This is a genomic window from Bradyrhizobium sp., assembly GCF_030693485.1.
Classification (GTDB): domain Bacteria; phylum Pseudomonadota; class Alphaproteobacteria; order Rhizobiales; family Xanthobacteraceae; genus Bradyrhizobium.
This window is the reverse complement of the sequence record NZ_JAUYAN010000337.1, coordinates 1-22,875: the sequence shown is the minus strand read 5'-3', so window position 1 is coordinate 22,875 and position 22,875 is coordinate 1. Positions and strand designations below refer to the sequence as shown.

Below are 22,875 nucleotides of genomic sequence, written 5' to 3'. Positions count from 1 at the left end.
CGATTACTTCCCGTTTCGTCACTTCCAGCTGCAGATGCCGCCGGACTTGCACGGCCAGGCCTGAATTCGGGTATCCGCCGCCTGCGCGTCGAGAGGATTGCTGCGCGGTCGCGCCAGCTGCGTGCGAGCCGCCCCGCGCGGCTTCTCCGCGCGCTGGGTCCTGGAGGGCGTGACACGTGCGGGCGGCGAAGGGCTTGCGCGTTCGGCGCGCGCCTCGATCCGGACCGGCGCGAACTGCGTGGCCGGCCCGAGCGGTTTTGGCGAAAGCACCGCCTTGGTGAGATCGAGAGTAAGCAACTCGCCCGGACGGTATTCTTCCGCGACCGACATGCCGCTCCAGGTCACCAGCGTGGCGCCGAGGATGGCGGCGAAAACATTGTTCAGGCCCATGCGAGCCTCCTGAAACACTAGGAACGCAACCTCCACCTCATTTAGGAAGCGCGGCGCGTAAGTCCAGAGTTATTACCCGGCAAGGTTACCGGGTCGGTTCCTTTTCGGGAACAATCCGCGTGCTACCGGACCGACAACTGGACCGGCTCCTTGTAGCTGATCGAGGCCTGCTTTGATTGGCATCGATATCGACGGCCCGGATTTTCACTTTAAAGACGAATTCGATGTCGAGACCTGCGAGGCGATCCGCGCCCAACGACGTGCTGCGCCACAATCAGGAGCGATGGTCGATCCGGCGCGGCCGGCTGCGCTCGAGCGATCTGGCGTTTGGATCACGGAACGGGTGTTGGACCATGGATTGCCAGCTGACCTTTCACGGGGGCCGCAAGAAATGTCTTGAGCGCACTGATGATCTCGGCCGGCTTGTCATGCTGCACCCAGTGCCCGGCGCCCTCGATCTTGACCAGTTCAGCCTGCCTGAAATGCCCAAGCACGCCTGCGGTTTCGGGATCGGGCAGAAAACTCTCGCTGCCGGCCACCAGCAGCGTCGGACAGGCGATGCGCGACCACAGCGCGATGTTGTCTTCCAGCGACAGCCGGTATGGCGCGCGGGCGCGCAAATAGGGGTCGAACTTCCAGCAGTAGCCGCCGTCGGCGTCCGCTTTCAGGGCATGGGTAGCGAGATGCATCGCCTGCTCGCGGGTCAGCCGCGCATTGCGCCCCGACATACGATCGGCGCCGTCGGCCACAGAAGAATAGCGCTGGGTTTTCCGCTGCGCGGTCTTGTCGAGATCGCCGACCCAATCCGCGATCCTGATATCGATCGGCTTCACCCGCCGCGCCGGAAAATTGGTCACGCCGTCGAGCACGACGAGCCGCGACACTTTTTCCGGAAACGCTCCGGCAAAGGTCAGGCTGACCATGCCGCCCATGGAGTGGCCGACCACCGCGAGGTTTTCCAGGCTTTCCGACTTCACCAGGCAGGCCAGATCGTAGACATGATCGGCGAGGCTGTAGCTGCTGCCTTTTGCCCACTCGGAATCGCCGTGGCCGCGCAGATCGGGCGCGATGACGTGGAAATTCGTCCGCAGCGCCCGCGCCACATGGTCCCAGCTGCGGGAATGATCGAGTCCGCCATGGACCAGCAGCAACGGCGGCGCCGATGCGTTGCCCCAGTCGGTATAATGCAGCCGAAGTCCGTGGGATTGATAGAAGCGCGCCTGCGGCGCGTCCGATGATGCGTTCATGACGTCTACTTAAAGGCTGGCGTCGCACAGGTCCAGCATCCCGGAATGCGGAAATCACAGCCGGGGCGCTTGATCCAGGCTACCGAAGCCCGAGCAGGGAGCGTCGATAGCGTGGCCATCGAAGGAGCGTTGCTGCCAATGGGAACGGGCGAGAGCGACCGCCTCGCCTGTACTTACCTGGCTTTTGTCCATCCCTCGTCTTCCGGCGAGGGAAACGAAAGCCCCGACGTCGCGTCAAACAGATAGAGATGATCGTGAACCAGCTTGACGCCGGGGACGTTCTCGGCCGCCACGATCGCGGCGCGCCGAAAGCGCTCATCGGTGATCATGCCGCTGAGATGCACGATACCGTCCCGCACGGTGACCCCAAGCTGCAGCGGGCGCCATTCATTCTGTTCGATCGACGAGAATACGCGGTTGCGAATGTGGTCGTCATCGGCGGTTGGATCCGGTACGTCGCGCGCGAGGCTGGCCACGGCACCCAGCAGATCGGAACGGGTCACAATTCCGACCAGCGCATCGCCGCGCAGCACAGGCAAACGCTTGACGTGCTCACGCTCCATCAGCCGCACCAGTTGCTCGAGCGGCATGTCCTCGGTCACGGTGAACAGATCGTCCTTGGTCATGATCTCGCCGACCTTGCGACCGTAGGCATGCACGAAGTCCTCGGCGGATTTTCCGGCCCCCATGAGGAAGTCCAGCCATCGGATGCGCGGCCCCTGTGTCCCGATCTCGCTGCGGCGCATGAAGTCGCCTTCAGAGACAATGCCGAGCAGCTTGCCTGCCTGGTCGACCACCGGAAGGCCGCTGATATGATGCTGCAGCATCAGGTCCGCGGCTTCCCGAATGGAAGTGTCGGCTTTCACCGTGATCACCTTGCGGGTCATGATTTGATGCGCGCGCATTTTGGCCTCCTGTTTCAGGCCAAGGTTATTTCGAGAACCCTGCCGTTCGATTGATGCAAGTCAACGATTTTCCGGCGTGACTCTTCAGGACCACGCAGGGGCGCGGCGCCCGCCTTGACCTCGCTCAAAGGGCGATCCTCCAAAAGCTGATCGACTGCAATTCAGCTGGTGCAGCGAGGGGGAATTCTGATGGCGACGATCGACGCAGTATCCGGTCCCGCGCCGGCCAAGGTGCCGTCTCCGCTGAAACCCTCCTGGTTGCGGTCCAACTGGGGCGTTTTGCTCGCCGTTGCAGCTCTCGTCACCGTCATATGGCTTCCGACCCCGGAGGGGCTTTCCATCGCCGGCCAGCGCATGCTCGCGGTGCTGGCCTTCGCCGTCATTGTCTGGATGACCGAAGCTCTCGACTACGCCGTCTCCGCCTTGGTGATCGCCGCGCTGATGGCGTTTCTGCTCGGGCTGGCGCCCAATCCGGCCAATCCCAAGGTGCTGCTCGGCACCAGCGCGGGGCTCGGCCTCGCCTTCAGCGGTTTCGCCAATACCGCGCTGGCGCTGGTGGCGTCGGCGCTGTTCATCGCTGCCGCGATGACCGCGACCGGCCTCGACAAGCGCATCGCGCTGACGATCCTCTCGCGGGTCGGCGGCGAGGTCCATCACGTCGTGGTCGGCGCGATCCTGGTCGGCTTCGTGATGGCGTTCCTGGTGCCCTCCACCACCGCGCGCGTCGCCTGCCTGGTTCCGATCATGCTCGGCATCATCTCGGCATTCGGCGTCAACAGGAAGGGCGCCTTTGCCGGCATGCTGATGATCACCACGGTGCAGACCGCCAGCATCTGGAACGTCGGCATCAAGACCGCCGCCGCGCAGAACATGGTTGCGGTCGGCTTCATCGAAAAGACGCTGCAGAAATCCATCACCTGGCTGGAATGGTTCATCGCCGCGGCGCCCTTCGCCATCCTGATGTCGGTCGCGCTCTACTTCGTGATGACGTGGATGATGCCGGCGGAAGTGAAGGAAATTCCCGGCGGCCGCGAACAGATCCGCCAATCGCTGGCCGAACTCGGGCCGATGAAGACCGCGGAGAAGAAGCTGCTGGCGATCTCGCTGACGCTGCTGCTGCTCTGGTCCACCGAGGGTGTGCTGCACAGGTTAGATACCTCCTCGACCACGCTGGCGGCAGTCGCGCTGATGTTCCTGCCGGGGATCGGAATCATGACGTGGAAGGACGCCCAGCCGCGCATCCCGTGGGGGACGATCGTGCTGTTCGGCATCGGCATCAGCGTCGGAACGGCGCTGTTGCAGACCAGGGGCGCGGCATGGCTCGCCGACCTCGCGGTCGCGCAGTTCGGCCTCAAATATGCGACCGCGCTGTTCATTCTCGGCACGCTCAGCCTGTTTCTCACCCTGATCCATCTCGGCTTTGCCAGCGCCACGGCGCTGGCTTCCGCCATGATCCCGATCGTGATCGCGGTGCTGCAAAGCGTGGCAACGCCCGGCATCAACATCGTGGGCATGACGATGCTGCTGCAATTCGTGGTCTCCTTCGGCTTCATCCTGGTGGTCAATGCCCCCCAGAACATGGTGGCCTACGGCACCGAGACCTTCGATGCCCGGGACTTCGTGCGCACCGGTCTGGTGCTGACCGTGATCGCGCTGGCACTGGTGATGCTGCTCGGCGCCACCTACTGGAGGTGGCTCGGCTACGTCTGAGCCAAGAGCAAGCACCGGCATCGCCGTTGCCATATCGAAAGACCTGCACATGGCCTGGCTTCTTCGTCTCCTTTCAGTCGCTGCCGCGGCGATTACCTCGCTGTTCGTCGCGCGCGACGCCTTGAATTTTGGCATCATTCAAACCTTGCTGATGATCACGCTGGTCATCGGCGCCGCTGCCATCGTCATTGTATGGAAGGCGCGACGCGAGCCGTAGACGGGCCGGACGCCGACGCAACTTTGCCGCGCCCGGCATTGCGGCAGGATGGATTTACGCATTCCAGGAGCGCGCACGCCGATATCACCGCTTGATCTATGACAAATTTTCGTACCACCGCTTGCGCTAATCTCAGTCTGCGTAGGGGATGTTCGCGGCTGATGGATTCGGAGCCTGCTTTCCTGGACGCTCGATCTGCGAATGCTCCCGGACCGGGCAGGCCCGGGGCATTCGTCCGCTCTATTCCCATTCCGAAAGTGGCCGATGCAAACCTACTATTTTGACATGAAAGACGGAGTACCGGTCAGGGATCGGGCGGGACTTGAATTTCGAACGGACTCACAGGCGATCATGCACTGCAAGGAACTGGCGCGCCGGTTCAGCCACGAACGCCTCGTCAGGGACGACAATCTCTTTGTCGTTGTGATCAATGAGTCCGGCGCTGAAATCCATCGGGAAGCGGTTTATCCGGACACGCACCGGGCGACCTCGGCCTGACGGCCCATGGTCTGAATCAAATCCCGCCGCCTTTGGCTCTTGCCCGGCGGCGTAACGGCGACCGCCATTTCTGGGGAACGGAGAGATCATGTTGAAGAATCTTCTGGTTCACATTCCCTCAGAGCGGCCGATACGCCCTGTGGTCGACGCCGCAATCTCGCTGGCGGTCTCACACGCCGCCCGTCTCCGGGCGATTTCGGTCGGATATGAGACGACGAACGTCGCGCTCCCGATCGACGCTGGCGGCGCAGCCGCAGCCGCAGTCTTTGAGATCGAGCGGGAACGCGCGCTGGCCCGAGCCAATGCCGCGCTTTCCATATTCGAAATCGAAGCCCGCAACGCCGGTATCGCTTACGATTTCCAGGCGATGGCAAGCGTACCGGCGGACGCCGCAGCAAGCGTGATCGCTTCGGCGCGGCTGCACGACTTGACGATCGTGCAGCAACCCGAGCCTGAGCACCAGACCTTCGATAACGTCATGCCTCAGGAAATGCTGTTTGAATCGGGAGGACCGGTCCTCTTTGTCCCCTATGTGCACAAAGGCCCCCTGGAGGCGAATCGAATCGGGATTGCATGGGACGGTAGCCGCCTCGCTGCGCGGGCGCTTCGCGATGCGGAACCGTTCCTCGCTCGGGCGCAGACCATCACCATTATCAGTATCAACGAAATACGGGCGCCGGCTGAGGCTTCCGCGAAGGCCGTATCGGCCCACCTGGCGCGCTATGGCGCAACCGTGCGGATCCAGCAGATGGAGGCCGACCGTGCTGATATACAGCCGAGTATCCTGTCGATCGCGGCGGACGACGGTCTCGATCTGATCGTGATGGGCGGCTATGGCCACTCGCGGCTGCAGGAACGCATTCTGGGCGGCGTCACACGTGGCATGATTCAATCCATGACGGTGCCGACACTGATGTCGCACTGACTGCCGGGTGCGGGGAGCCGGGAGACGCAACTTGCAGGCTATGGCCCTCACCTCTCCGGGATCGCTTCTCCGGCTTCAGGAGCGCGATGACCCGCTTCCATGCGCCGACGAAATTCGCGTCAAGGTCAGCGCGTGCGGAGTCTGCCGAACCGACCTCCACGTCGTCGATGCGGAACTGCCTGGCATCAGGTATCCGATTATTCCAGGCCATGAAATCGTCGGTCGTGTCGACCTCGTCGGCGCCAACGTGAACGACCATCGGACCGGTGACCGGGTGGGTATCCCCTGGCTCGGCTACACCTGTGGCGTCTGCCGTTTCTGCAGGGAGAGCATGGAAAATCTTTGCGATCGTCCCTTGTTCACCGGTTATACGCGGGACGGGGGTTTCGCCACGCATGCCATCGCCGACGCCCGTTACGCCTTCCCGCTCGGCGAACAGGGCGACGATGTTTCGATCGCCCCGCTGCTGTGTGCCGGCTTGATCGGCTGGCGCTCCCTGGTGATGGCGGACAATGCCGAGCGGCTCGGCATCTATGGTTTCGGCGCCGCCGGGCATATCGTCGCGCAGGTCGCGCGTTGGCAGGGCCGCTCCGTCTACGCCTTCACGCGTCCCGGTGATTATGTGGCGCAGGACTTCGCCCGTGGTCTGGGCGCGGTGTGGGCCGGTGCATCGGATCAGTTGCCCGACGCTCCGCTCGATGCCGCGATCATCTATGCTCCCGCCGGAGAATTGGTGCCGGCTGCGCTGCGCGCGGTGCGCAAGGGCGGCCGGGTGATATGCGCCGGCATTCACATGAGCGACATTCCGGGCTTTCCCTATCATCTCCTGTGGGGAGAACGACAGTTGGTGTCGGTCGCCAACTTGACACGGCAGGACGGGCTGGATTTCTTCAAGATCGCCGCGCAGGCGGGGATCCGGACCCAGACAACGGCGTTCCCGTTGGTCAAAGCCAATGAGGTGCTCGAGAAACTGCGGGCAGGACAGATCCTGGGCGCGGCGGTCCTCCAACCCTGAATGCTCGACATGACAAGTTCAGCGCCAGAGCGAGCATCATGACGGCCGACTCCCGCGTCCAGGAGCGCGTCTTTGCCTTTCTGACCGACCCCGCCACCCATCCGCAGGTCCGGCGGATCGATACCCATGCGGCATCGGTGTTTCTCGAAGGCGAACGCGCGCTGAAGATCAAGCGCGCCGTCCGCTTTCCCTATCTCGATTATTCGACACTGGCGAAGCGGAAGGCCGCCTGCGAGCAGGAGATAACGGTAAACCGCCGGTTCGCACCGCAGATCTACCGCCGCGTCGTCCCGATTACCGAGGACAGCCAGGGTTTGCTGCGCATCGATGGCGAAGGGACGCCGGTCGAATTTGCGATCGAAATGACCCGCTTCGATGAAAACCGGACCATCGATCATCTGGCAGAAGCCGGTCCGCTCGCTTCCGATCTCACCAACGCCATCGCCGACGCAATCGCCGCGTCCCACCTCGCCGCCCCGCGCGTGTCCGCCGAGCCATGGATCCAGTCGATTGCAGACATTGTAATCGGCAATACCGATTCATTCCGGGCCGCGGCCTGCTTTCCCGGGCGTGACATCAACGCACTCGAAGGCGCATCGCTTTCCGCGCTAGGCCGGATTCGCGGGCTACTGCAGCAGCGCGGCAAGGCGGGATTTGCGCGACATTGCCACGGCGATCTGCATCTGGCGAATATTGTGTTGATCGAAGACAAGCCTGTGCTGTTCGACGCTATCGAGTTCGACCCGACGATCGCATCCACCGATGTGCTCTATGATCTTGCATTTCCACTGATGGATTTCATCCGATACGGCCGGCAGGCCGAGGCAAACGGCCTCATAAATCGATATCTGGGCAGGTCGCCCCTCGAAAATCTCGATGCGCTCGGCGCGCTCCCTCTGTTCATGTCGTTGCGCGCCGCCATCCGTGCCAACGTAATGCTGGCCCGGCTTGGTCCGGCCTGTCGCGACGAAGCCGATATCAGGCAAACGGCCCGCGTCTATTTCGAGCTTGCGCAGCGATTGATCCAGCCCGCCGCGCCGCTGCTGGTCGCGATCGGCGGCCTGTCCGGAACCGGAAAGTCCGTTCTGGCGCGCGCGCTGGCGCCCGGCTTGAACCCCGATCCGGGAGCGGTCGTGCTGCGCAGCGACGTGCTGCGAAAGCGGCTGCTGCACGTCAACGAAACCGATCGGCTCCCCGAGAGCGCATATCAACCGGAGACCACCCGGCAGACTTACGAAATGCTCGGACAACATGCCGTTCGCATTCTTTCACAAGGTCACTCGGTTGTGGCCGACGCCGTATTCGCCGACCCTGGCGAACGAACCGCGATCCGCGACGACGCCGGCAAGTTGAGTGTCAGGTTCGTCGGTCTCTATCTTGAGGCCGACCTTGCGACGCGCCAGCGCCGCGTCGGCGCCCGCAGAAACGACGCGTCCGACGCCACACCCGAGATCGCCGCATTTCAGGAAAAATTCGATGTCGGCGCGGTCGACTGGATCGCTATCGATGCGTCGGGAACGCCGGAGCAGACGCTGCAACGATGCCGGTCCGCGATCTCGCATGCCGGGCCAAAGCCCTGATAGGCCCATCGACCGCGTCACAGGGGTTCCCGCGGCGCCACCAGCAATTTGCGTGCAAGAACGGAATTTTTGGTCAATAAGGGGCCGCGGGAAGGGTCGCGGCAGCCCAAAGTTGTCTTGGTCGGAGTGGCAGGATTTGAACCTGCGACCCCTGCGTCCCGAACGCAGTGCTCTACCGGGCTGAGCCACACTCCGACAAGAACGCGGCTTATAGCCTTGGGTTTCGCATACCGCAAGAAGCCGAATTGAGGGGCGCTATCCCTGTGAATTCAGACCTGAAAACGCGGATTTGGCCCGCCGGCGAGGCCGCCGTGGCGGAAGCCGGCCGCTGCCTGGCCGAGGGCGGGCTGGTCGCGTTCCCGACCGAGACGGTTTATGGCCTCGGGGCGGACGCCACCAACGCAGCCGCCATTGCCCGGCTTTACCAGGCCAAGGGCCGGCCCGCCTTCAATCCGCTGATCGCCCATGTCGGGGATCTCGCCGCCGCCGTGCGGATCGGCCGGTTTGACGACCAGGCCACCGCGCTGGCCCGGGCGTTCTGGCCGGGGCCGCTGACGCTGGTGGTTCCCAAATCGGCGGATTGCGCGGTCGCCGAACTCGCCACCGCCGGGCTCGACACCATCGCGATCCGGGTGCCCGCCCACCCGGCCGCGCTGGCGATCCTGCGGGCCTTCGGCGGGCCGGTGGTGGCGCCATCGGCCAATCTGTCGGGCCATGTCTCGCCGACCACGGCGGCCCATGTGCAGGGCGATCTCGCGGGGCGAATCGACCTGATCGTCGACGGCGGGCCGGTCGCGGTCGGCGTCGAATCCACCATTGTCGGCTGTTTCGATCAGCCGATGCTGCTGCGGCCCGGCGGCCTGCCGCGCGAAGCCATCGAACGGGTGCTCGGCCGCGCGCTGGTGGCGCCGCCTGGGGATCCCGACGCGGGCAGCGGGCAGCCGCTGGCGCCGGGCATGCTGGCCTCGCATTACGCGCCGCGCACGCGCGTCCGGCTCCATGCCGAAACGGTCGAGCCCGGCGAGGCGCTGCTGGCGTTCGGTCCCGCGGTCCTGCCGGGCGTCAATGGCGCCGCCGCGATGATGAATCTGTCGGCTCGGAGCAATGTCGATGAAGCCGCCGCCAATCTTTTCGGTTATCTTCGCACGCTCGACCTCACCGGCGCGCGCGCCATCGCGGTCATGCCGATCCCCAATCACGGGCTCGGCGAAGCCATCAACGACCGGCTGCGCCGCGCCGCGGTGGGGCGAGACTAGCTACGCAAGAAGAACAAGCGACAAGAACAAGTGACCGGAATGAACATCGTCCAGCCTGCAACCCCGCCGCCGCTCTCCTCCGACCTGATCGCGCGCTTCCGCGCCATCGTCGGCGACAAATACGCGGTGACCGACGCCGCCGATATCGCGCCCTACGTCACCGAGGAGCGCGACCTGTTTCGCGGACGCTCGCCGCTGGTGTTGCGGCCGGGATCGACGGCGGAAGTCGCCGCGATCTGCAGGCTCGCCAGCGAATTCAGGATCGCGCTGGTGCCGCAGGGCGGCAATACGGGTCTCGTCGGCGGCCAGACTCCGCACAATGGCGAAGTCGTCGTCTCGATGCGGCGGATGGACAAGATCCGCGATGTCGACGTCGCATCCAACACCATGACCTGCGAGGCCGGCGTCGTGCTGCAGATCGCGCAGCAGCGCGCCTCCGAGGCCGGCCGGCTGTTTCCGCTGTCGCTCGGCGCTGAGGGAAGTTGCACCATCGGCGGCAACCTCTCCACCAATGCCGGCGGCACCGCGGCGCTGGCCTATGGCGTGGCGCGCGAGATGGCGCTCGGGCTCGAAGTGGTGCTGGCCGACGGCCGCATTCTCAACGGGCTGTCGAAGCTGAAGAAGGACAACACCGGCTACGATCTGCGCAACCTGTTCATCGGCGCCGAAGGCACGCTCGGCTTCATCACCGCGGCGACCTTAAAACTGTTTCCGAAGCCGCGCGCGGTGGAAACCGCCTTTGTCGGCCTGCAATCGCCCGACGCGGCGCTGAAACTGCTGTCGATTTCGCAGAACGAGGCCGCGGGCTCCCTGACCAGTTTTGAACTGCTGGCCGACATCGCGGTCGATTTCAGCGTGCGTCACGGCATCGACATCCGCCATCCGCTCGCGAACCGGTATCCCTGGTACGTGCTGATGGAGCTGTCGTCGCCGCGCGACGACGCCCAGGCCACGCTGGAAGCGATCCTGGCCCGGGGATTCGACGAAGGCATCGTCGACGACGCGGTGATCGCGGCAAATCTCGGCCAGCGGGCGGCGTTCTGGAAGCTGCGCGACGAGATGTCGGCGGCGCAGAAGCCGGAAGGCGGCTCGATCAAGCACGACATTTCGGTGCCGGTCGCAGCTGTGCCCGATTTCATCGAAGCGGCCGACGCCGCCGTGGTGAAACTGATCCCGGGATCGCGGCCGGTGCCGTTCGGCCATCTCGGCGACGGCAATATCCATTACAATGTCAGCCAGCCCGTCGGCGGCGATGCCGCGGATTTCATGGGCCGCTGGCACGAGGTCAACGCCGTCGTGTTCGAGATCGTGTTGCGGATGGGTGGATCGATCTCCGCCGAGCACGGCATCGGCGTGCTGAAGCGCGACGAACTGCCCGAGGTCAAGGACAAGGTCGCGATCGAGCTGATGCGTGGCATCAAGGCGATGCTCGATCCGCTCGGCATCATGAATCCCGGGAAGGTGCTGTGAACGCGCCGCCGGCCAAGCCGGTGGCCGCACTCGCCATCGCGCCGATCGAGGACGCCGATATCGCCGCGGTCGTCGCACTATGGCAGGGCTGCGGCCTGACGCGGCCGTGGAACGATCCCGCCGCCGACATCGCGCTGGCGCGCAAGGGAGCGAACGCGGCGGTGCTGGTCGGGCGTGACGGCGGCGCGGTCGTTGCCACCGCGATGGTCGGACATGACGGCCATCGCGGCTGGGTCTATTACGTCGCCACCGATACCGGGCATCGCGGCAAGGGCCATGGCCGCACGATGATGCATGCGGCTGAGGACTGGCTGCGCCAGGCCGGCATCGAAAAACTGCAACTGATGGTGCGACCCGACAACAGCAGGGTTCAGGCGTTCTACCAGTCGATCGGCTATGGCGAGCAGCAGCGCATCATCCTTGCAAAGTGGCTCGACGGCCGCGAACTGACGCCGTAACCGAAAGTCACAACATGCGCATCGCCCTGATCCACGCCCTGAAGCATTCGATCGTGCCGATCGAAACTTCGTTCGCCCGGCTGTGGCCGGATGCCCGTCTGATGAATCTGCTCGACGACAGCCTGTCGGCAGATCTGGCGCGTGACGGCCGCCTCACCGAGGCGATGACCGAACGCTTCCTGTCGCTCGGACGCTACGCGGCCTCGACCGGCGCCGACGCCATCCTGTTCACCTGCTCGGCCTTCGGCCCCTGCATCGAGGCGGTCGCGCGTGCGCATGCGCCGATGCCGGTGCTCAAGCCGAACCAGGCGATGATCGAACAAGCCGTCAGCAAAGGCCGCCGGATCGGCCTGCTCTCGACCTTCGCGCCGACGCTGGTGTCGATGCCGCCGGAATTTCCAGCATCCGTCGAGATCGTGCCGAAGCTGGCGGAAGGCGCGCTGGCGGCGCTGGATCGCGGCGACCGCGCCGGGCATGATCGGCTGGTGGTGGAAGCCTCACGCGATCTGCGCGACTGCGACCTGATCGCGCTGGCGCAGTACAGCATGGCGCCGGCGGCCGAGCTGGTCGCAGCGGCGACGGGCCGGCCGGTGCTGACGACGCCGGATAGCGCGGTGATGAAGGTGAAGGCGTTGCTCGGCGTTAACGGGTGAGTCCGGCAAACAACACTCAAAGTCGTCCCTGCGAACGCAAGGGACGACGTTGAGAGAGTGCCGCTTCAAAACAAACTCCCCTGCCCTTCATCGTCCGGCGCTACCTCGGCAACCTTGCGCGAAGCCTTGTTGGCCGGCTTCGGCTCCTCTGCCGCCCGCTGCTCCGCCGTGATCGGCAGGATCAGTTGCGCGTCGTCATTGGCGACGCGGTTGACCCGTGTCGAAATCTCGTGCCAGGCGAACTCGCCTTCTTCCGGCGCGACCAGCAGCGACATGATGCCCTCGGCGCTGTCATCGCTGCAGTCAAGCCAGCGCTCGAAATCGCGCGCATGGATGGTGACGGGAACCCGGTGGTGCAACACGCTGAGATCGGCGCTGGCCGCCGCCGTGACGATTGCCACGGTATCGAGCTCCTCACCGTTCGGACCAATCCAGGTTTCCGCCAGCCCCGCCAGGCCGATCGGTTGCCCGTCGCGGCGGTGGATGAACCAGGGCCGTTTGGGTTTTGCCGAACCCTGCCATTCATAATAGCCGTCGGCCGGGATCAGGCAGCGCCGCCGCCGGATCGCGTTCTTGAAGGCAGGTTTTTCCGCCACGGTCTCAGCGCGCGCATTGATCAGCAGGGCGAATTTTCCGGGATCCTTGACCCAGGCCGGCAACAGGCCCCAGCGCATCAGCCGGAAATGCCGGATACCGTGCTCCACGATCACGACAGGTACAGGTTGTGTCGGCGCAATATTATGCCTTGGCGGGAAATTGGGCTGCTCAAGGTAGCCGAAAATCTGCCGCAGGGCAGCCGGTGGCGAGGTTATGACGAAGCGTCCGCACATTCTGTGGCCTAAATAGGTATCCGTTCAGGTCCTTTTAACTTCAAACGTCAAGACTGCGCCGGATGACCACGACGGCTGCCACATCCGCATCGTCAGACCGTTCGGCGCCAGGCAAGGCCAGTGGCGGCGATGCCGCCGCGCGCGCGGCGCTGTTGCGGGCCGCCAACATCAACCCCCGCACCGGGCTCGCCACCGATTATCTGAATCACTTCAACGAAGCCATCATGCTGCTCGAGATGGTCCCGGATATGCCGGAATGCGCCGAGGATTTCCTCGGCTGGCATCCGCTGTCCTATGCCGAGCATTTCACCGCATCCAACTTCAAGGCCCGCGACCTCGCGATCTCGGCCTATGATACCGCCGATCCGAAGATCCGCACCGCATTCGACAATGTCACCAGCGCCATGACGTCGATCCTGTCCGCGGTGAGCGATGCGATGCAAAAGGTCCAGCAGGACAAGTCGCGCGCCATCCTGGCCGAACAGGCTACCGGCTGGGTCAAGCCGCTGGTGATGCAGGCCGGCGGCATCATCAATGGCGACCGCGAGGCCGACGTCGACTACATCATGACCCACTGATGCCAGTGGCGTCCCCACCCCCGCCGCCGCATCCCCAACTGGCCGTCTCGGCGGCGATCTTTCGCGACGGCAGGATCCTCTTGGTGCGGCGGGCCAAATCGCCGGCCAAAGGCCTCTATTCGCTGCCCGGCGGCCGGGTTGAGTTCGGCGAGACGCTGCATACCGCCCTGCGTCGCGAGGTCGACGAGGAAACCGCGCTGCAAATCGAAATCGCGGGCCTCGCCGGGTGGCGCGAAGTGGTGCCGGGCGCGGGTGGCGGCGGCCATTATCTGATCATGTCGTTCGCCGCGCGCTGGAGCTCCGGTGAGCCGGTGCTGAACGACGAGCACGACGATTTCAGGTGGCTGGCGCCGGAGACGCTGGGCGATCTCAAGGTCACCGACGGGCTGCCTGACATCATCGAGGCGGCCCGGCGCGTGCTCCGGACCTGAGCCTCCCGACCCCGATTGCCTTGCTTCCAGCGCATTGAAAAGGCATATCACGGCGGTCCCGGAACCCTTCATGTCCAAGCATTTTTCAAAGCATTTTCTGGCCGCTCTCATCCTGCTCTCGGCGTGCATTGCCGGCCCTGCGCGGGCCCAGGACGCGGCCGCGCCGTTCGACGGCGATCTGCAGCGGCTGGCCGAGATCCTCGGCACCCTGCACTATCTCAGGGGCATTTGCGGCACCAATGAAGGCCTCAAATGGCGCAACGAAATGCAGGCGCTGGTCGATGCCGAAACCCCCTCCGGCGAGCGCCGCGCCCGCATGATCGCAGGCTTCAACCGCGGCTATAACGGCTTCCAGCAGACCTACCGGACCTGCACGCCGGCCGCCTCGATCGCGATCCGCCGCTATATCGAGGAAGGCTCGAAGATCGCGCGGGATCTCACCGCGCGCTACGCCAACTAGCACGCTGGCGGAAGCACCGCGCTCGCTTCCGGCACAGTGGAAATTCGCGCCAATTTCGCTCAGGTTCCAGTTGCAACACGAAACGGAAACCGCCGTTAACCTTTCTTAAAGAACTGGCCTAGGCGGCCCGCGGGCTCATGCTACACCTCGCGCATCAGACGCGTTCCGCCCTGGATCGCGCGCATCTTGTTGAGTGTCATGAGCCATCCAGTGTCCTTCACGTCAGCCCGCGACCCGCTGCCCGATCACGAACAGAAACAGGCGGCGCTTGGCTATCTCAACGAGGCCTGGGCGGAAGCGCGGCATGACGGCGTCGACGGCGACTGCCTGGCGCAGGCCAGCCTGTTCGCGGCGTTCGCCGAACTGGTCGGCACCTATGGCGAGGACGCGGTGGCGAAATTCGTCGAAGGCCTGCCGGGGCGCGTGCGCAACGGCGAGTTTTCGATTCGGATGGCGAAGCAGTAGGAGGCGTCGCTTCGGCGGTGCTTGAAGGGCCCGGACAAAAATCGCGAAAACAACCCCATGTACAGTAGGCCGTCGCCGGCTTCACGGCAATATTGTACCGTCCGCCTTAACCCCGCAGCGTCTCCAGAAACCGCACCGGCTCGCCGCTCGACGGCCCGACCAACTCGCCCTGCCACATCACGCGGCGGCCTCTGACAAACGTGCCGACCGGCCAGCCCGTGACCTCGACGCCGTGATACGGCGTCCAGCCGGCTCGCGAGGCGGTCCACTCGTCGGTGATGGTCTCGCTGCGCTTGAGATCGACGATCGTGAAGTCCGCATCGTAGCCGGCGGCGATGCGGCCCTTGCAGGCGATGTTGAACAGCCGCGCCGGGCCGGCGCTGGTGAGATCGACGAATCTGGCAAGCGACAACCGTCCGGCGTTGACGTGATCGAGCATCAACGGCACCAGCGTCTGCACCCCGGTCATGCCCGACGGCGAAGCCGGATAGGTTTTTGCCTTTTCCTCCAGCGTATGCGGGGCGTGATCGGAGCCGAGCACGTCGATGATGCCCTGCTCGATGCCGCGCCAGATGCCGGCGCGATGATCGGCCGAACGCACCGGCGGATTCATCTGGGCGCGGGTGCCGAGCCGCTCGTAACATTCGGGCGCCGCCAGCGTCAGATGATGCGGCGTCGCTTCGCAGGAGGCGACGTCCTTGTGGTCGCGCAAAAACTCGATCTCTTCCCTGGTGGAGATGTGCAGCACGTGAATGCGTTTTCCGGTCTCGTGCGCCAGCTTGACCAGCCGCTGGGTCGCCAGCAGTGCCGCGGTCACGTCGCGCCACACCGGATGCGAGCGCGGATCGCCCTCGATGCGCAGGCCCTTGCGGTCGTTGAGGCGGTATTCGTCCTCGGCATGAAACGCGGCGCGACGCTTGATCACGTTGAAGATGCGGCGCAGGCTTTCGTCGTCCTCCACCAGCAGCGCGCCGGTGGAGGAGCCGATAAACACTTTGACGCCGGCGCAGCCCGGCGCGCGTTCCAGCTCCGGCAAATCCTGCACATTGTCGCGGGTGCCGCCGATGAAGAAGGCGAAATCGCAATGCATGCGGTGGCGGCCGGCCTTCACCTTCGCGGTGAAGCTCGATTCCGTGATGGTAAGCGGATCGGTGTTCGGCATTTCGAACACTGCGGTGACGCCGCCCATCACCGCGCTGCGCGAACCGGTTTCGAGGTCTTCCTTGTGGGTGAGGCCCGGCTCGCGAAAGTGCACCTGGGTGTCGATCACCCCCGGCAGGATGTGCAGGCCCTTGCAGTCGATCACCTCGGCGGCCGAGGCCTGGCCGAGCGAACCGATCTCGGCGATGCGGCCGCCGACGAGGCCGATATCGCGCACGCCCTCACCGTCCTGATTGACCACGGTGCCGGATTTTAGAATCACGTCAAACGTCTGGCTCATTGATCCTCGTCTTCCGTCCCTCATGCCGAGGAGGCCCGCAGGGCCGTCTCGAAGCATGCAACGTACTCAGTGCCGGTTGCCATCCTTCGAGGCGCAGGCTTCGCCTGCTCCTCAGGATGAGGTCTATTCCCAGCCGCGCCGGGCCTTGTCGTTTATGCCATGGCGGCATACGTTCCGCAGCAACATGTCACAAGAGAATTTCGCATGAAAGCAGCGTTTCTTCCCGACCGGGGCGTGGTCAAGGTCAGCGGCGAGGACGCTCGCAACTTTCTCAACGGCCTCGTTACCACGGACGCGACACTGCTGCGGCCCGGGCTCGGCCGGTTCGGGGCATTGCTGACGCCGCAGGGCAAGATCACCGCTGATTTCCTCATCACCGAGGCGCCTGCCGGCCATGGCGGCGGCTTCCTGATCGACTGTCCGCGAGCGCTGGCGCAGGGCCTCGCCGCCAAGCTCGGTTTCTACAAGCTGCGCGCCAGGGTCGCGGTCGAGAACCTGTCGGACAGTCTCGGTGTGCTGGCGGCCTGGGACGGCGAGCCCGTGATAAACCCCGATCTGGCCTTTGCCGACCCGCGCCGGGCAGCACTCGGCTGGCGGATCCTGGTTCCCGGGGAGCTTGCGGCAAAGGTGGCCGATCTGATCGGCGCTGAACTGGTCGACAGTTCAGCCTATGACGCGCATCGGATAGCCTCCGGCGTGCCGCGCGGCGGCCTCGACTTCATGTATGGCGACGCGTTTCCGCACGAAACCAACATGGACCGCCTGCACGGCGTCGATTTCGACAAGGGCTGCTATGTCGGCCAGGAGGTGGTGTCCCGGATGCAGCATCGCGGCACCGCGCGCACGCGCACGGTACGCGTGGTTCTCGAGGATTTTTCACCGGAACCGGGCACGGCGATTCTCGCCGGCGACAAATCGATCGGCACCATGGGGTCGACATCAGGCCAAAACGGCCTCGCGCTGATCAGGATCGACCGCGCTGCCGATGCGCTGGACGCCGGATTGCCGCTGACCTCAGGCGGCCTCGGCATCCGCCTCGCCGACCCCGACGATATCCGTCCCGCGCCGAAGCAGACCGTGGCATGACGAAGTCGGCGCGCCCGCATGCCGATGGCCTGACCCGGTGCCCGTGGCCCGGCGAAGACCCGTTTTACATGGCCTATCACGACACCGAATGGGGCGTGCCGGAATATGACGACCGGGCGTTGTATGAAAAGCTCATCCTCGACGGCTTTCAGGCCGGGCTGTCGTGGATCACGATCCTGCGCAAGCGTGACAATTTCCGAAAGGCCTTCGACGATTTCCAGCCCGAGAAGATCGCGCGCTACAGCGAGAAGAAAGTTCACGCGCTGATGAACGACGCCGGCATCGTCCGCAACCGTTCCAAGATCGAGGGCGCGGTCAACAGCGCGAAGGGCTACCTGAAGATCATGGAAGAAGGCGCCGGCTTCTCGAAATTCCTGTGGGATTTCGTCGATGGCCAGCCGAAGGTCAACAACTTCAAGACCGCGGCCAGCGTGCCGGCCTCGACGCCGCTGTCGATCGGGATGTCAAAGGAATTGCAGGCGCGCGGCTTCAAATTCGTCGGCCCGACCATCGTCTACGCCTTCATGCAGGCCACCGGCATGGTCAACGACCATCTGGTCAGCTGCTTCTGCCATCAGGCTTGCGCCGGAAAGCAGCGCAGCCCCCGCCTCAAAGCAAAATGACGGTAAGGAAGCCGTCCGCGGTCACCTCCACCCGGGTCTGGCAGCGGATGCTGTCGGGACGCCGGCTCGATCTGCTCGATCCCTCGCCGCTGGACATCGAGATCGCCGATATCGCCCATGGTCTGGCGCGGGTCGCGCGCTGGAACGGACAGACCAGCGGCGCGCATATCTTTTCGGTGGCGCAGCACACGCTGCTGGTCGAAGCCGTGCTGCGCCAGCAAAAGCCGCGGATCGACCTCAGCTTCCGGCTCGCGGCGATGCTGCACGACGCGCCGGAATATGTCATCGGCGACATGATCTCGCCGTTCAAGGCGGTGCTCGGCGGCGATTACAAGGTGGTGGAAAAGCGGCTGCTGGCGGCGATCCATATCCGCTTCGGGCTGCCGCCCGAGCTGGCGGACCACATCACGCAGGCGATCAAGGCCGCGGACCGGGGAGCGGCCTTTCTCGAGGCCACCGAACTCGCCGGCTTCGCGGACGCCGAAGCCCGACGCCTGTTCGGGAGGGACCCCGGCCTGTCCCCGGCCATGCAGCAGGAATATCTGACGCCGTGGACCGCGGCCAAGGCCGAGAAGCAGTTCTTGGCACGGTTCGCGGCCTTGCACACATGAACATCGACGCCTGAACCGGCTTTCACGCCTGCGCATGCGGGCCTATAACCGGTACGACAAAAAGGACTGCCATGATTCACGTTTGTTCGCTCGCCGCACTCTCCGACACCGTCAAGACCACCGGCGCCAGCCATGTCCTGACCGTGATGGCCAATGTCGCCCAGGTGCAGCGGCCGGAGTCGGTGCTCGAGGCCAATCATCTCCGGGTCCAGATGGACGACATCACCGAGCAGATGGATGGTTTTCTGGCGCCGTCGGGTCAGCATATCGAGCAGGTGCTGAATTTCGTGCGCGGCTGGGATCGCAACGCGCCGCTGGTGGTGCATTGCTATGCCGGTATCAGCCGCTCGACCGCGAGCGCCTTCGCCGCCGCCTGCATGCTCAATCCGCACCGCGACGAGATTTCGATCGCGCGGCAAATCCGCGCCGCCTCCCCGATCGCGTCGCCGAACCGGCTGATCGTCAGCCTGGCGGACAAGGCGTTGGGGCGCGAGGGCCGGATGCTGCGCGCGCTCGACGAAATGGGCCCGGGCAGCATGCTGGTCGAAGGCCGGCCGTTCCGCGTCGATCTCGAATGATGCCCGCAAGCGGCGCCCGCTGCGCTCCGGTTTGAAAATCGCCGACCGTGTTGAACTTTTCCCTGCCGAATTCACACTCACTGACTTGCATTGGACCGCGAAGGCTGTTGCGGGACGCCTGTAAACGCCGGGCTGGCCGCCGGGCGCCCTGGTCGAACCGACCGGCGTGATGTCGAGACAGACGGAAAATTTATCGCGGTAGCCCCGACACCGGGCGATCGCCTGGAGGCTTGATGTTCGATTTGCCGTTCGGTTTTTTTTCGCTGGCAATTGCCATCGTCGGAATCATCGTCGCCCGCAAGGCCTTCGATCAGATCGCCGTGCTGCGCGCACGGCTGGACTTGCTGGAGACCCAGGCGCCAAGGGCGACAGCAATTGCCGCGCCTCCGCCACTGCCCGCGTATGAAGCTCCGGTCGCGCCGTCGGCGGCCGACCGGATCCGGATCGAAACCACCGAGGCTGAGGCGCCGCCGATGCAGCCCGCAGCGGCGCCGCTGCCCGATTCGGAAATCCCCGCGGCCGCACCGCCGCCGCTTCCGCCAACTCAACCCGGCTTCGAGGAGAGCCTCGGCACCCGCTGGGTGGTCTGGGTCGGCGGCCTGACACTGGCGCTCGGCGGTTTCTTCATGGTGCGCTATTCGATCGAGGCCGGGCTGCTCGGCCCCGGCGTCCGCACCATGCTCGGCGGCGCCTTCGCGCTGGCGCTGCTGGGCGCCGGCGAATGGACCAGGCGCAAGGAGAGCATTTCGGCAGTCGAGGCGCTGCCGATCGCCAATATTCCGGCCATCCTCACCGCCGCCGGAACGGCGGTGGCGTTTGCAACAGTCTATGCCGCCTATGCGCTGTACGATTTTCTGGTGCCCGCCACCGCCTTCGTTCTGCTCGGCATGGTGGCGCTGGGCACGCTCGCCGCAGCGCTGCTGCACGGGCCGGCGCTGGCCGGGCTCGGCATCGCCGCCGCCTTCGCCACGCCGGTTCTGGTTTCCTCCAGCAAGCCGGACTACTGGGCGCTCTATATTTATCTGGCCATCGTCACCGCGGCGGCGTTCGGGCTGGCGCGGATCCGGCTGTGGCGCTGGCTCGCGGTCACCACCCTCGTATTCGCGCTGCTCTGGACCTTCCCCTGCCTGCAATGCGGGCCGTCGATGGTCGGCCCCCACGCGTTCCATGTGATGGCGGGATTCGTCCTCGCCGCGCTGCTGGTGGTATGCGGATTCATGTTCGGGCCGCCCGCCGACGAAGGCGAGATCGAACCGTTCTCGTCCGCTTCGCTTGCCGTCTATCTCCTGGGCGCCACCTTGATCGTGTTGAGCAGCGCGCATGCCGATACGGCCGTCATCGTGTTCACACTGCTGGTCGCCGGCACGCTGTTCGTGGCATGGCGCGCGGAAGCAGCTGCCGGCGCGGTCGGCGCCGCCGCCGCGCTGGTCTTCGTGGTGTTCGCCGAATGGGCGGTGCGCGGCAATCCGGACATGCTGGTGCTGCCGGGCGGGCCGCTGCCGGGCATCGGCCCCGCCGCTACCGACGGCGCCGTCATGTTGCATCTCGTCACCGCGGCGATTTTCGCGGTCGGATTCGGTGTCGCCGGATTGCTGGCGCAGGGCCGCTCGAACAGCGCCGCGATCCCGGTCGTGTGGTCAGCCGCCGCGGTGTTCACGCCGCTGGCGCTCTTGATCGCGCTCTATGCCCGCATCGCGCATCTCGATCGCTCGATCCCGTTTGCGATCCTGGCCGTGGTGCTGGCGGCCGCGTTCGGCGCCGCGACTGAAAGTCTGACAAAACGCGAGGGCCGGCCCGGATTGCAGGTCTCGATCGCGCTGTTCGCCACCGGCGCGCTCGCCGCCATGGCGCTGGCGCTGACCTTTGCGCTCGAAAAGGGCTGGCTGACCATTGCGCTTTCGCTGATGTCGCTCGGCACCGCATGGATCTCGCTGCAGCGGCCGATCCCGTTCCTGCGTTCGCTCACCGCCATTCTCGCCGGCATCGTGGTGCTGCGGATCGGCTATGAGCCGCGCATCGTCGGCGATATGGTCGGCACCACGCCGATCTTCAACTGGCTGCTGTGGGGCTATGGCATTCCGGCCTTGTCGTTCTGGGCCGCCAGCGTGTTCCTGCGCCGCCACGGCGACGACGCGCCGCTGCGCGCGGTGGAATCAGCAGCGATCCTGTTTACGGTGCTGCTGGTGTTCCTGCAGATCCGCCATGCCGTCAACGGCGGCGACGTCTACCGCAGTTCGGCAGGCCTTGCCGAAGTGGCGCTGCAGGTGTGCGCGGCGCTGGCGATGGCGATCGGGCTGGAACGGTTGCGGATCCGCACCGGCAGCATGGTCCATAACATCGCGGCGATCGTGCTCACGCTGTTTGCCGGCGCAGCCAGCGTGATCGGCCTGATGGTGCTGGAGACGCCGATCCTGTGGCCGACCGACGTCGGCGGCGTGTTTTTCAACCTGCTGCTGCTCGGCTATGCCCTGCCTGCAGCGCTGGCGCTGCTGTTGTCCTACGCGGTGGCGGGCCGGCGTCCGGCCAGCTATGCCAACACGATAGCGGCGGGAGCGCTGGTGCTGGCGCTGACCTATGTCACGTTTGAAATCCGCCGGCTCTATCACGGCCCGGTGCTGACGCGCGGCCCCACCACCGACGTCGAGCAGTACACCTACTCGATTGCGTGGCTGGTGTTCGGCGTGGCGCTGCTCGGCATCGGCATATTGTTCAACTCGCAGCGCGCCCGCCTTGCCTCGGCGGTGGTAATCGCGCTCACGATCCTGAAGGCGTTCCTGATCGACATGTCGACGCTGACGGGCGTCTACCGCGCGCTGTCGTTCATGTGCCTCGGGCTGGTGCTGGTGGCGATTGGCTGGCTGTACCAGCGGATCCTGTTCCGAAGGCAGCGCCCGCCTGCCGCGCAGGCGGGCGGGTAAAGTTCAGAGATTGTGGTCTGACCGGTCCATTGCGCCTGCCGGGGCTTCTGAATACCGGCTTCCGGGCTTCGTTCGCAAACTCCATGTCTCGGTTGCACTCACCGGGACGTTCATCGATCGGTCAAATCATGCTTCAAGGAGGGGCCGCTTCGCTGCGGGTCGCCTGCATCGAGCGCTTTGCGCTCGATGCAATAGTCAAGGCAAGCGATAGCTGCCCTTGCAGGGATTCGAGCTGACGCAGCAGAAGCCCACGCAGTTCCGGGTCCTTGGTGCTGCGCGCGATCGACTCGATCGTTCTGATATCCTTCTCGAAAGACCTGCAGCAGACTTCAATTGTCTGCAGGTGCTCCGCCAACGCCAGAGACAACGAGGCGGCACCGGCTGCATGGCGAGGCGGATCTATTGTCTTTCCCGATTTCAGTTCGAATTCGACAACATTTCCCATCGCCATGAGCCTTGTTCCAGGACGAGCCGTAACCGTCAGGCCGCCCTTACCGTGTTGAGGAACTTGCCGACCTCGAGCTTGAGGC

At 64.9% G+C, this 22,875-nt stretch carries 25 protein-coding genes and 1 tRNA gene; 19 read left to right on the top strand and 7 right to left on the bottom strand.

Annotated features, from left to right (window positions below):
• Positions 1 to 18 precede the first annotated feature (18 nt).
• The 3 genes from Q8N40_RS25035 to Q8N40_RS25025 all read right to left on the bottom strand — a co-directional run bounded on the left by Q8N40_RS25035 (position 19) and on the right by Q8N40_RS25025 (position 2,542).
• Entirely contained in the window at positions 19 to 390 is a 372-nt protein-coding gene (locus Q8N40_RS25035) for a hypothetical protein (protein ID WP_305713712.1), read from the bottom strand.
• A 332-nt stretch (positions 391 to 722) separates the two neighbouring features.
• Positions 723 to 1,637 (bottom strand): alpha/beta fold hydrolase, encoded by a 915-nt coding sequence (locus tag Q8N40_RS25030; RefSeq protein ID WP_305713711.1) that lies wholly within the window; start codon positions 1,635 to 1,637, stop codon positions 723 to 725.
• Between the two features lie 173 nt (positions 1,638 to 1,810).
• Positions 1,811 to 2,542, bottom strand: coding sequence for a CBS domain-containing protein (locus Q8N40_RS25025; RefSeq protein WP_305713710.1), 732 nt, complete (start codon positions 2,540 to 2,542; stop codon positions 1,811 to 1,813).
• Positions 2,543 to 2,731: 189 nt separating this feature from the next.
• Between Q8N40_RS25025 and Q8N40_RS25020 the strand changes: the two genes are divergently transcribed.
• The 6 genes from Q8N40_RS25020 to Q8N40_RS24995 all read left to right on the top strand — a co-directional run bounded on the left by Q8N40_RS25020 (position 2,732) and on the right by Q8N40_RS24995 (position 8,487).
• On the top strand, positions 2,732 to 4,252 hold the full coding sequence (locus Q8N40_RS25020) for a DASS family sodium-coupled anion symporter (RefSeq protein WP_305713709.1): 1,521 nt from the start codon (positions 2,732 to 2,734) through the stop codon (positions 4,250 to 4,252).
• Positions 4,253 to 4,301: 49 nt separating this feature from the next.
• Positions 4,302 to 4,469, top strand: coding sequence for a hypothetical protein (locus Q8N40_RS25015; protein WP_305322550.1), 168 nt, complete (start codon positions 4,302 to 4,304; stop codon positions 4,467 to 4,469).
• Positions 4,470 to 4,733: 264 nt separating this feature from the next.
• Positions 4,734 to 4,967, top strand: coding sequence for a hypothetical protein (locus Q8N40_RS25010; protein WP_305322549.1), 234 nt, complete (start codon positions 4,734 to 4,736; stop codon positions 4,965 to 4,967).
• Between the two features lie 88 nt (positions 4,968 to 5,055).
• Positions 5,056 to 5,892, top strand: a complete 837-nt coding sequence (locus Q8N40_RS25005) for a universal stress protein (protein ID WP_305322548.1) — start codon at positions 5,056 to 5,058, stop codon at positions 5,890 to 5,892.
• 31 nt (positions 5,893 to 5,923) lie between these two features.
• Positions 5,924 to 6,907 (top strand): zinc-dependent alcohol dehydrogenase family protein, encoded by a 984-nt coding sequence (locus Q8N40_RS25000; RefSeq protein ID WP_305322547.1) that lies wholly within the window; start codon positions 5,924 to 5,926, stop codon positions 6,905 to 6,907.
• A gap of 38 nt (positions 6,908 to 6,945) precedes the next feature.
• On the top strand, positions 6,946 to 8,487 hold the full coding sequence (locus tag Q8N40_RS24995) for an AAA family ATPase (protein WP_305713708.1): 1,542 nt from the start codon (positions 6,946 to 6,948) through the stop codon (positions 8,485 to 8,487).
• Between the two features lie 118 nt (positions 8,488 to 8,605).
• On the opposite strand, the gene Q8N40_RS24990 is transcribed toward Q8N40_RS24995, so the two are convergent.
• A tRNA-Pro gene (locus tag Q8N40_RS24990) sits at positions 8,606 to 8,682 on the bottom strand.
• A 68-nt stretch (positions 8,683 to 8,750) separates the two neighbouring features.
• On the opposite strand from Q8N40_RS24990, the gene Q8N40_RS24985 reads away from it, so the two are divergent.
• The 4 genes from Q8N40_RS24985 to Q8N40_RS24970 are packed head-to-tail and all read left to right on the top strand — an operon-like array spanning position 8,751 to position 12,324.
• A complete protein-coding gene (locus Q8N40_RS24985) occupies positions 8,751 to 9,743 on the top strand; it encodes an L-threonylcarbamoyladenylate synthase (protein ID WP_305713707.1) in 993 nt (330 codons plus the stop codon).
• Positions 9,744 to 9,782: 39 nt separating this feature from the next.
• Complete coding sequence (locus Q8N40_RS24980) at positions 9,783 to 11,213, top strand: FAD-binding oxidoreductase (protein WP_305713706.1); 1,431 nt, start codon at positions 9,783 to 9,785, stop codon at positions 11,211 to 11,213.
• Positions 11,210 to 11,671 (top strand): GNAT family acetyltransferase, encoded by a 462-nt coding sequence (locus Q8N40_RS24975; protein ID WP_305713705.1) that lies wholly within the window; start codon positions 11,210 to 11,212, stop codon positions 11,669 to 11,671. The genes Q8N40_RS24980 and Q8N40_RS24975 overlap by 4 nt, the downstream gene beginning before the upstream one ends.
• A 14-nt stretch (positions 11,672 to 11,685) precedes the next feature.
• Complete coding sequence (locus Q8N40_RS24970) at positions 11,686 to 12,324, top strand: aspartate/glutamate racemase family protein (RefSeq protein ID WP_305713704.1); 639 nt, start codon at positions 11,686 to 11,688, stop codon at positions 12,322 to 12,324.
• 65 nt (positions 12,325 to 12,389) lie between these two features.
• Here the strand turns inward: Q8N40_RS24970 and Q8N40_RS24965 are convergent, their stop codons facing one another.
• Positions 12,390 to 13,154 (bottom strand): SOS response-associated peptidase, encoded by a 765-nt coding sequence (locus tag Q8N40_RS24965; RefSeq protein ID WP_305713703.1) that lies wholly within the window; start codon positions 13,152 to 13,154, stop codon positions 12,390 to 12,392.
• Positions 13,155 to 13,216: 62 nt separating this feature from the next.
• On the opposite strand from Q8N40_RS24965, the gene Q8N40_RS24960 reads away from it, so the two are divergent.
• The 4 genes from Q8N40_RS24960 (at position 13,217) to Q8N40_RS24945 (ending at position 15,088) form a co-directional block, all read left to right on the top strand.
• A complete protein-coding gene (locus tag Q8N40_RS24960; RefSeq protein WP_305713702.1) occupies positions 13,217 to 13,732 on the top strand; it encodes a hypothetical protein in 516 nt (171 codons plus the stop codon).
• A 5-nt stretch (positions 13,733 to 13,737) separates the two neighbouring features.
• Complete coding sequence (locus tag Q8N40_RS24955) at positions 13,738 to 14,163, top strand: NUDIX hydrolase (protein WP_305713701.1); 426 nt, start codon at positions 13,738 to 13,740, stop codon at positions 14,161 to 14,163.
• A gap of 70 nt (positions 14,164 to 14,233) precedes the next feature.
• On the top strand, positions 14,234 to 14,623 hold the full coding sequence (locus tag Q8N40_RS24950; protein ID WP_305713700.1) for a TIGR02301 family protein: 390 nt from the start codon (positions 14,234 to 14,236) through the stop codon (positions 14,621 to 14,623).
• 198 nt (positions 14,624 to 14,821) lie between these two features.
• On the top strand, positions 14,822 to 15,088 hold the full coding sequence (locus tag Q8N40_RS24945) for a hypothetical protein (protein ID WP_305322538.1): 267 nt from the start codon (positions 14,822 to 14,824) through the stop codon (positions 15,086 to 15,088).
• Between the two features lie 106 nt (positions 15,089 to 15,194).
• Here Q8N40_RS24945 and Q8N40_RS24940 read toward each other — a convergent pair whose 3' ends face one another.
• Positions 15,195 to 16,529, bottom strand: a complete 1,335-nt coding sequence (locus Q8N40_RS24940) for a dihydroorotase (protein ID WP_305713699.1) — start codon at positions 16,527 to 16,529, stop codon at positions 15,195 to 15,197.
• A 204-nt stretch (positions 16,530 to 16,733) separates the two neighbouring features.
• On the opposite strand from Q8N40_RS24940, the gene Q8N40_RS24935 reads away from it, so the two are divergent.
• The 5 genes from Q8N40_RS24935 (at position 16,734) to Q8N40_RS24915 (ending at position 22,345) form a co-directional block, all read left to right on the top strand.
• On the top strand, positions 16,734 to 17,615 hold the full coding sequence (locus Q8N40_RS24935; RefSeq protein WP_305713698.1) for a folate-binding protein YgfZ: 882 nt from the start codon (positions 16,734 to 16,736) through the stop codon (positions 17,613 to 17,615).
• On the top strand, positions 17,612 to 18,238 hold the full coding sequence (locus Q8N40_RS24930; protein ID WP_305713697.1) for a DNA-3-methyladenine glycosylase I: 627 nt from the start codon (positions 17,612 to 17,614) through the stop codon (positions 18,236 to 18,238). The genes Q8N40_RS24935 and Q8N40_RS24930 overlap by 4 nt, the downstream gene beginning before the upstream one ends.
• Complete coding sequence (locus tag Q8N40_RS24925; RefSeq protein ID WP_305713696.1) at positions 18,235 to 18,849, top strand: HD family hydrolase; 615 nt, start codon at positions 18,235 to 18,237, stop codon at positions 18,847 to 18,849. Before Q8N40_RS24930 ends, Q8N40_RS24925 begins: the two co-directional genes overlap by 4 nt.
• 71 nt (positions 18,850 to 18,920) lie before the next feature.
• Positions 18,921 to 19,427 carry a tyrosine phosphatase family protein gene (locus Q8N40_RS24920; RefSeq protein WP_305713695.1) on the top strand — a complete coding sequence of 169 codons (507 nt, stop codon included), beginning with the start codon at positions 18,921 to 18,923 and terminating at the stop codon, positions 19,425 to 19,427.
• Between the two features lie 233 nt (positions 19,428 to 19,660).
• A complete protein-coding gene (locus tag Q8N40_RS24915; protein ID WP_305713694.1) occupies positions 19,661 to 22,345 on the top strand; it encodes a DUF2339 domain-containing protein in 2,685 nt (894 codons plus the stop codon).
• Between the two features lie 133 nt (positions 22,346 to 22,478).
• On the opposite strand, the gene Q8N40_RS24910 is transcribed toward Q8N40_RS24915, so the two are convergent.
• Positions 22,479 to 22,875: hypothetical protein (locus tag Q8N40_RS24910; RefSeq protein WP_305713693.1), on the bottom strand; the 397-nt coding region annotated here is incomplete at its 5' end.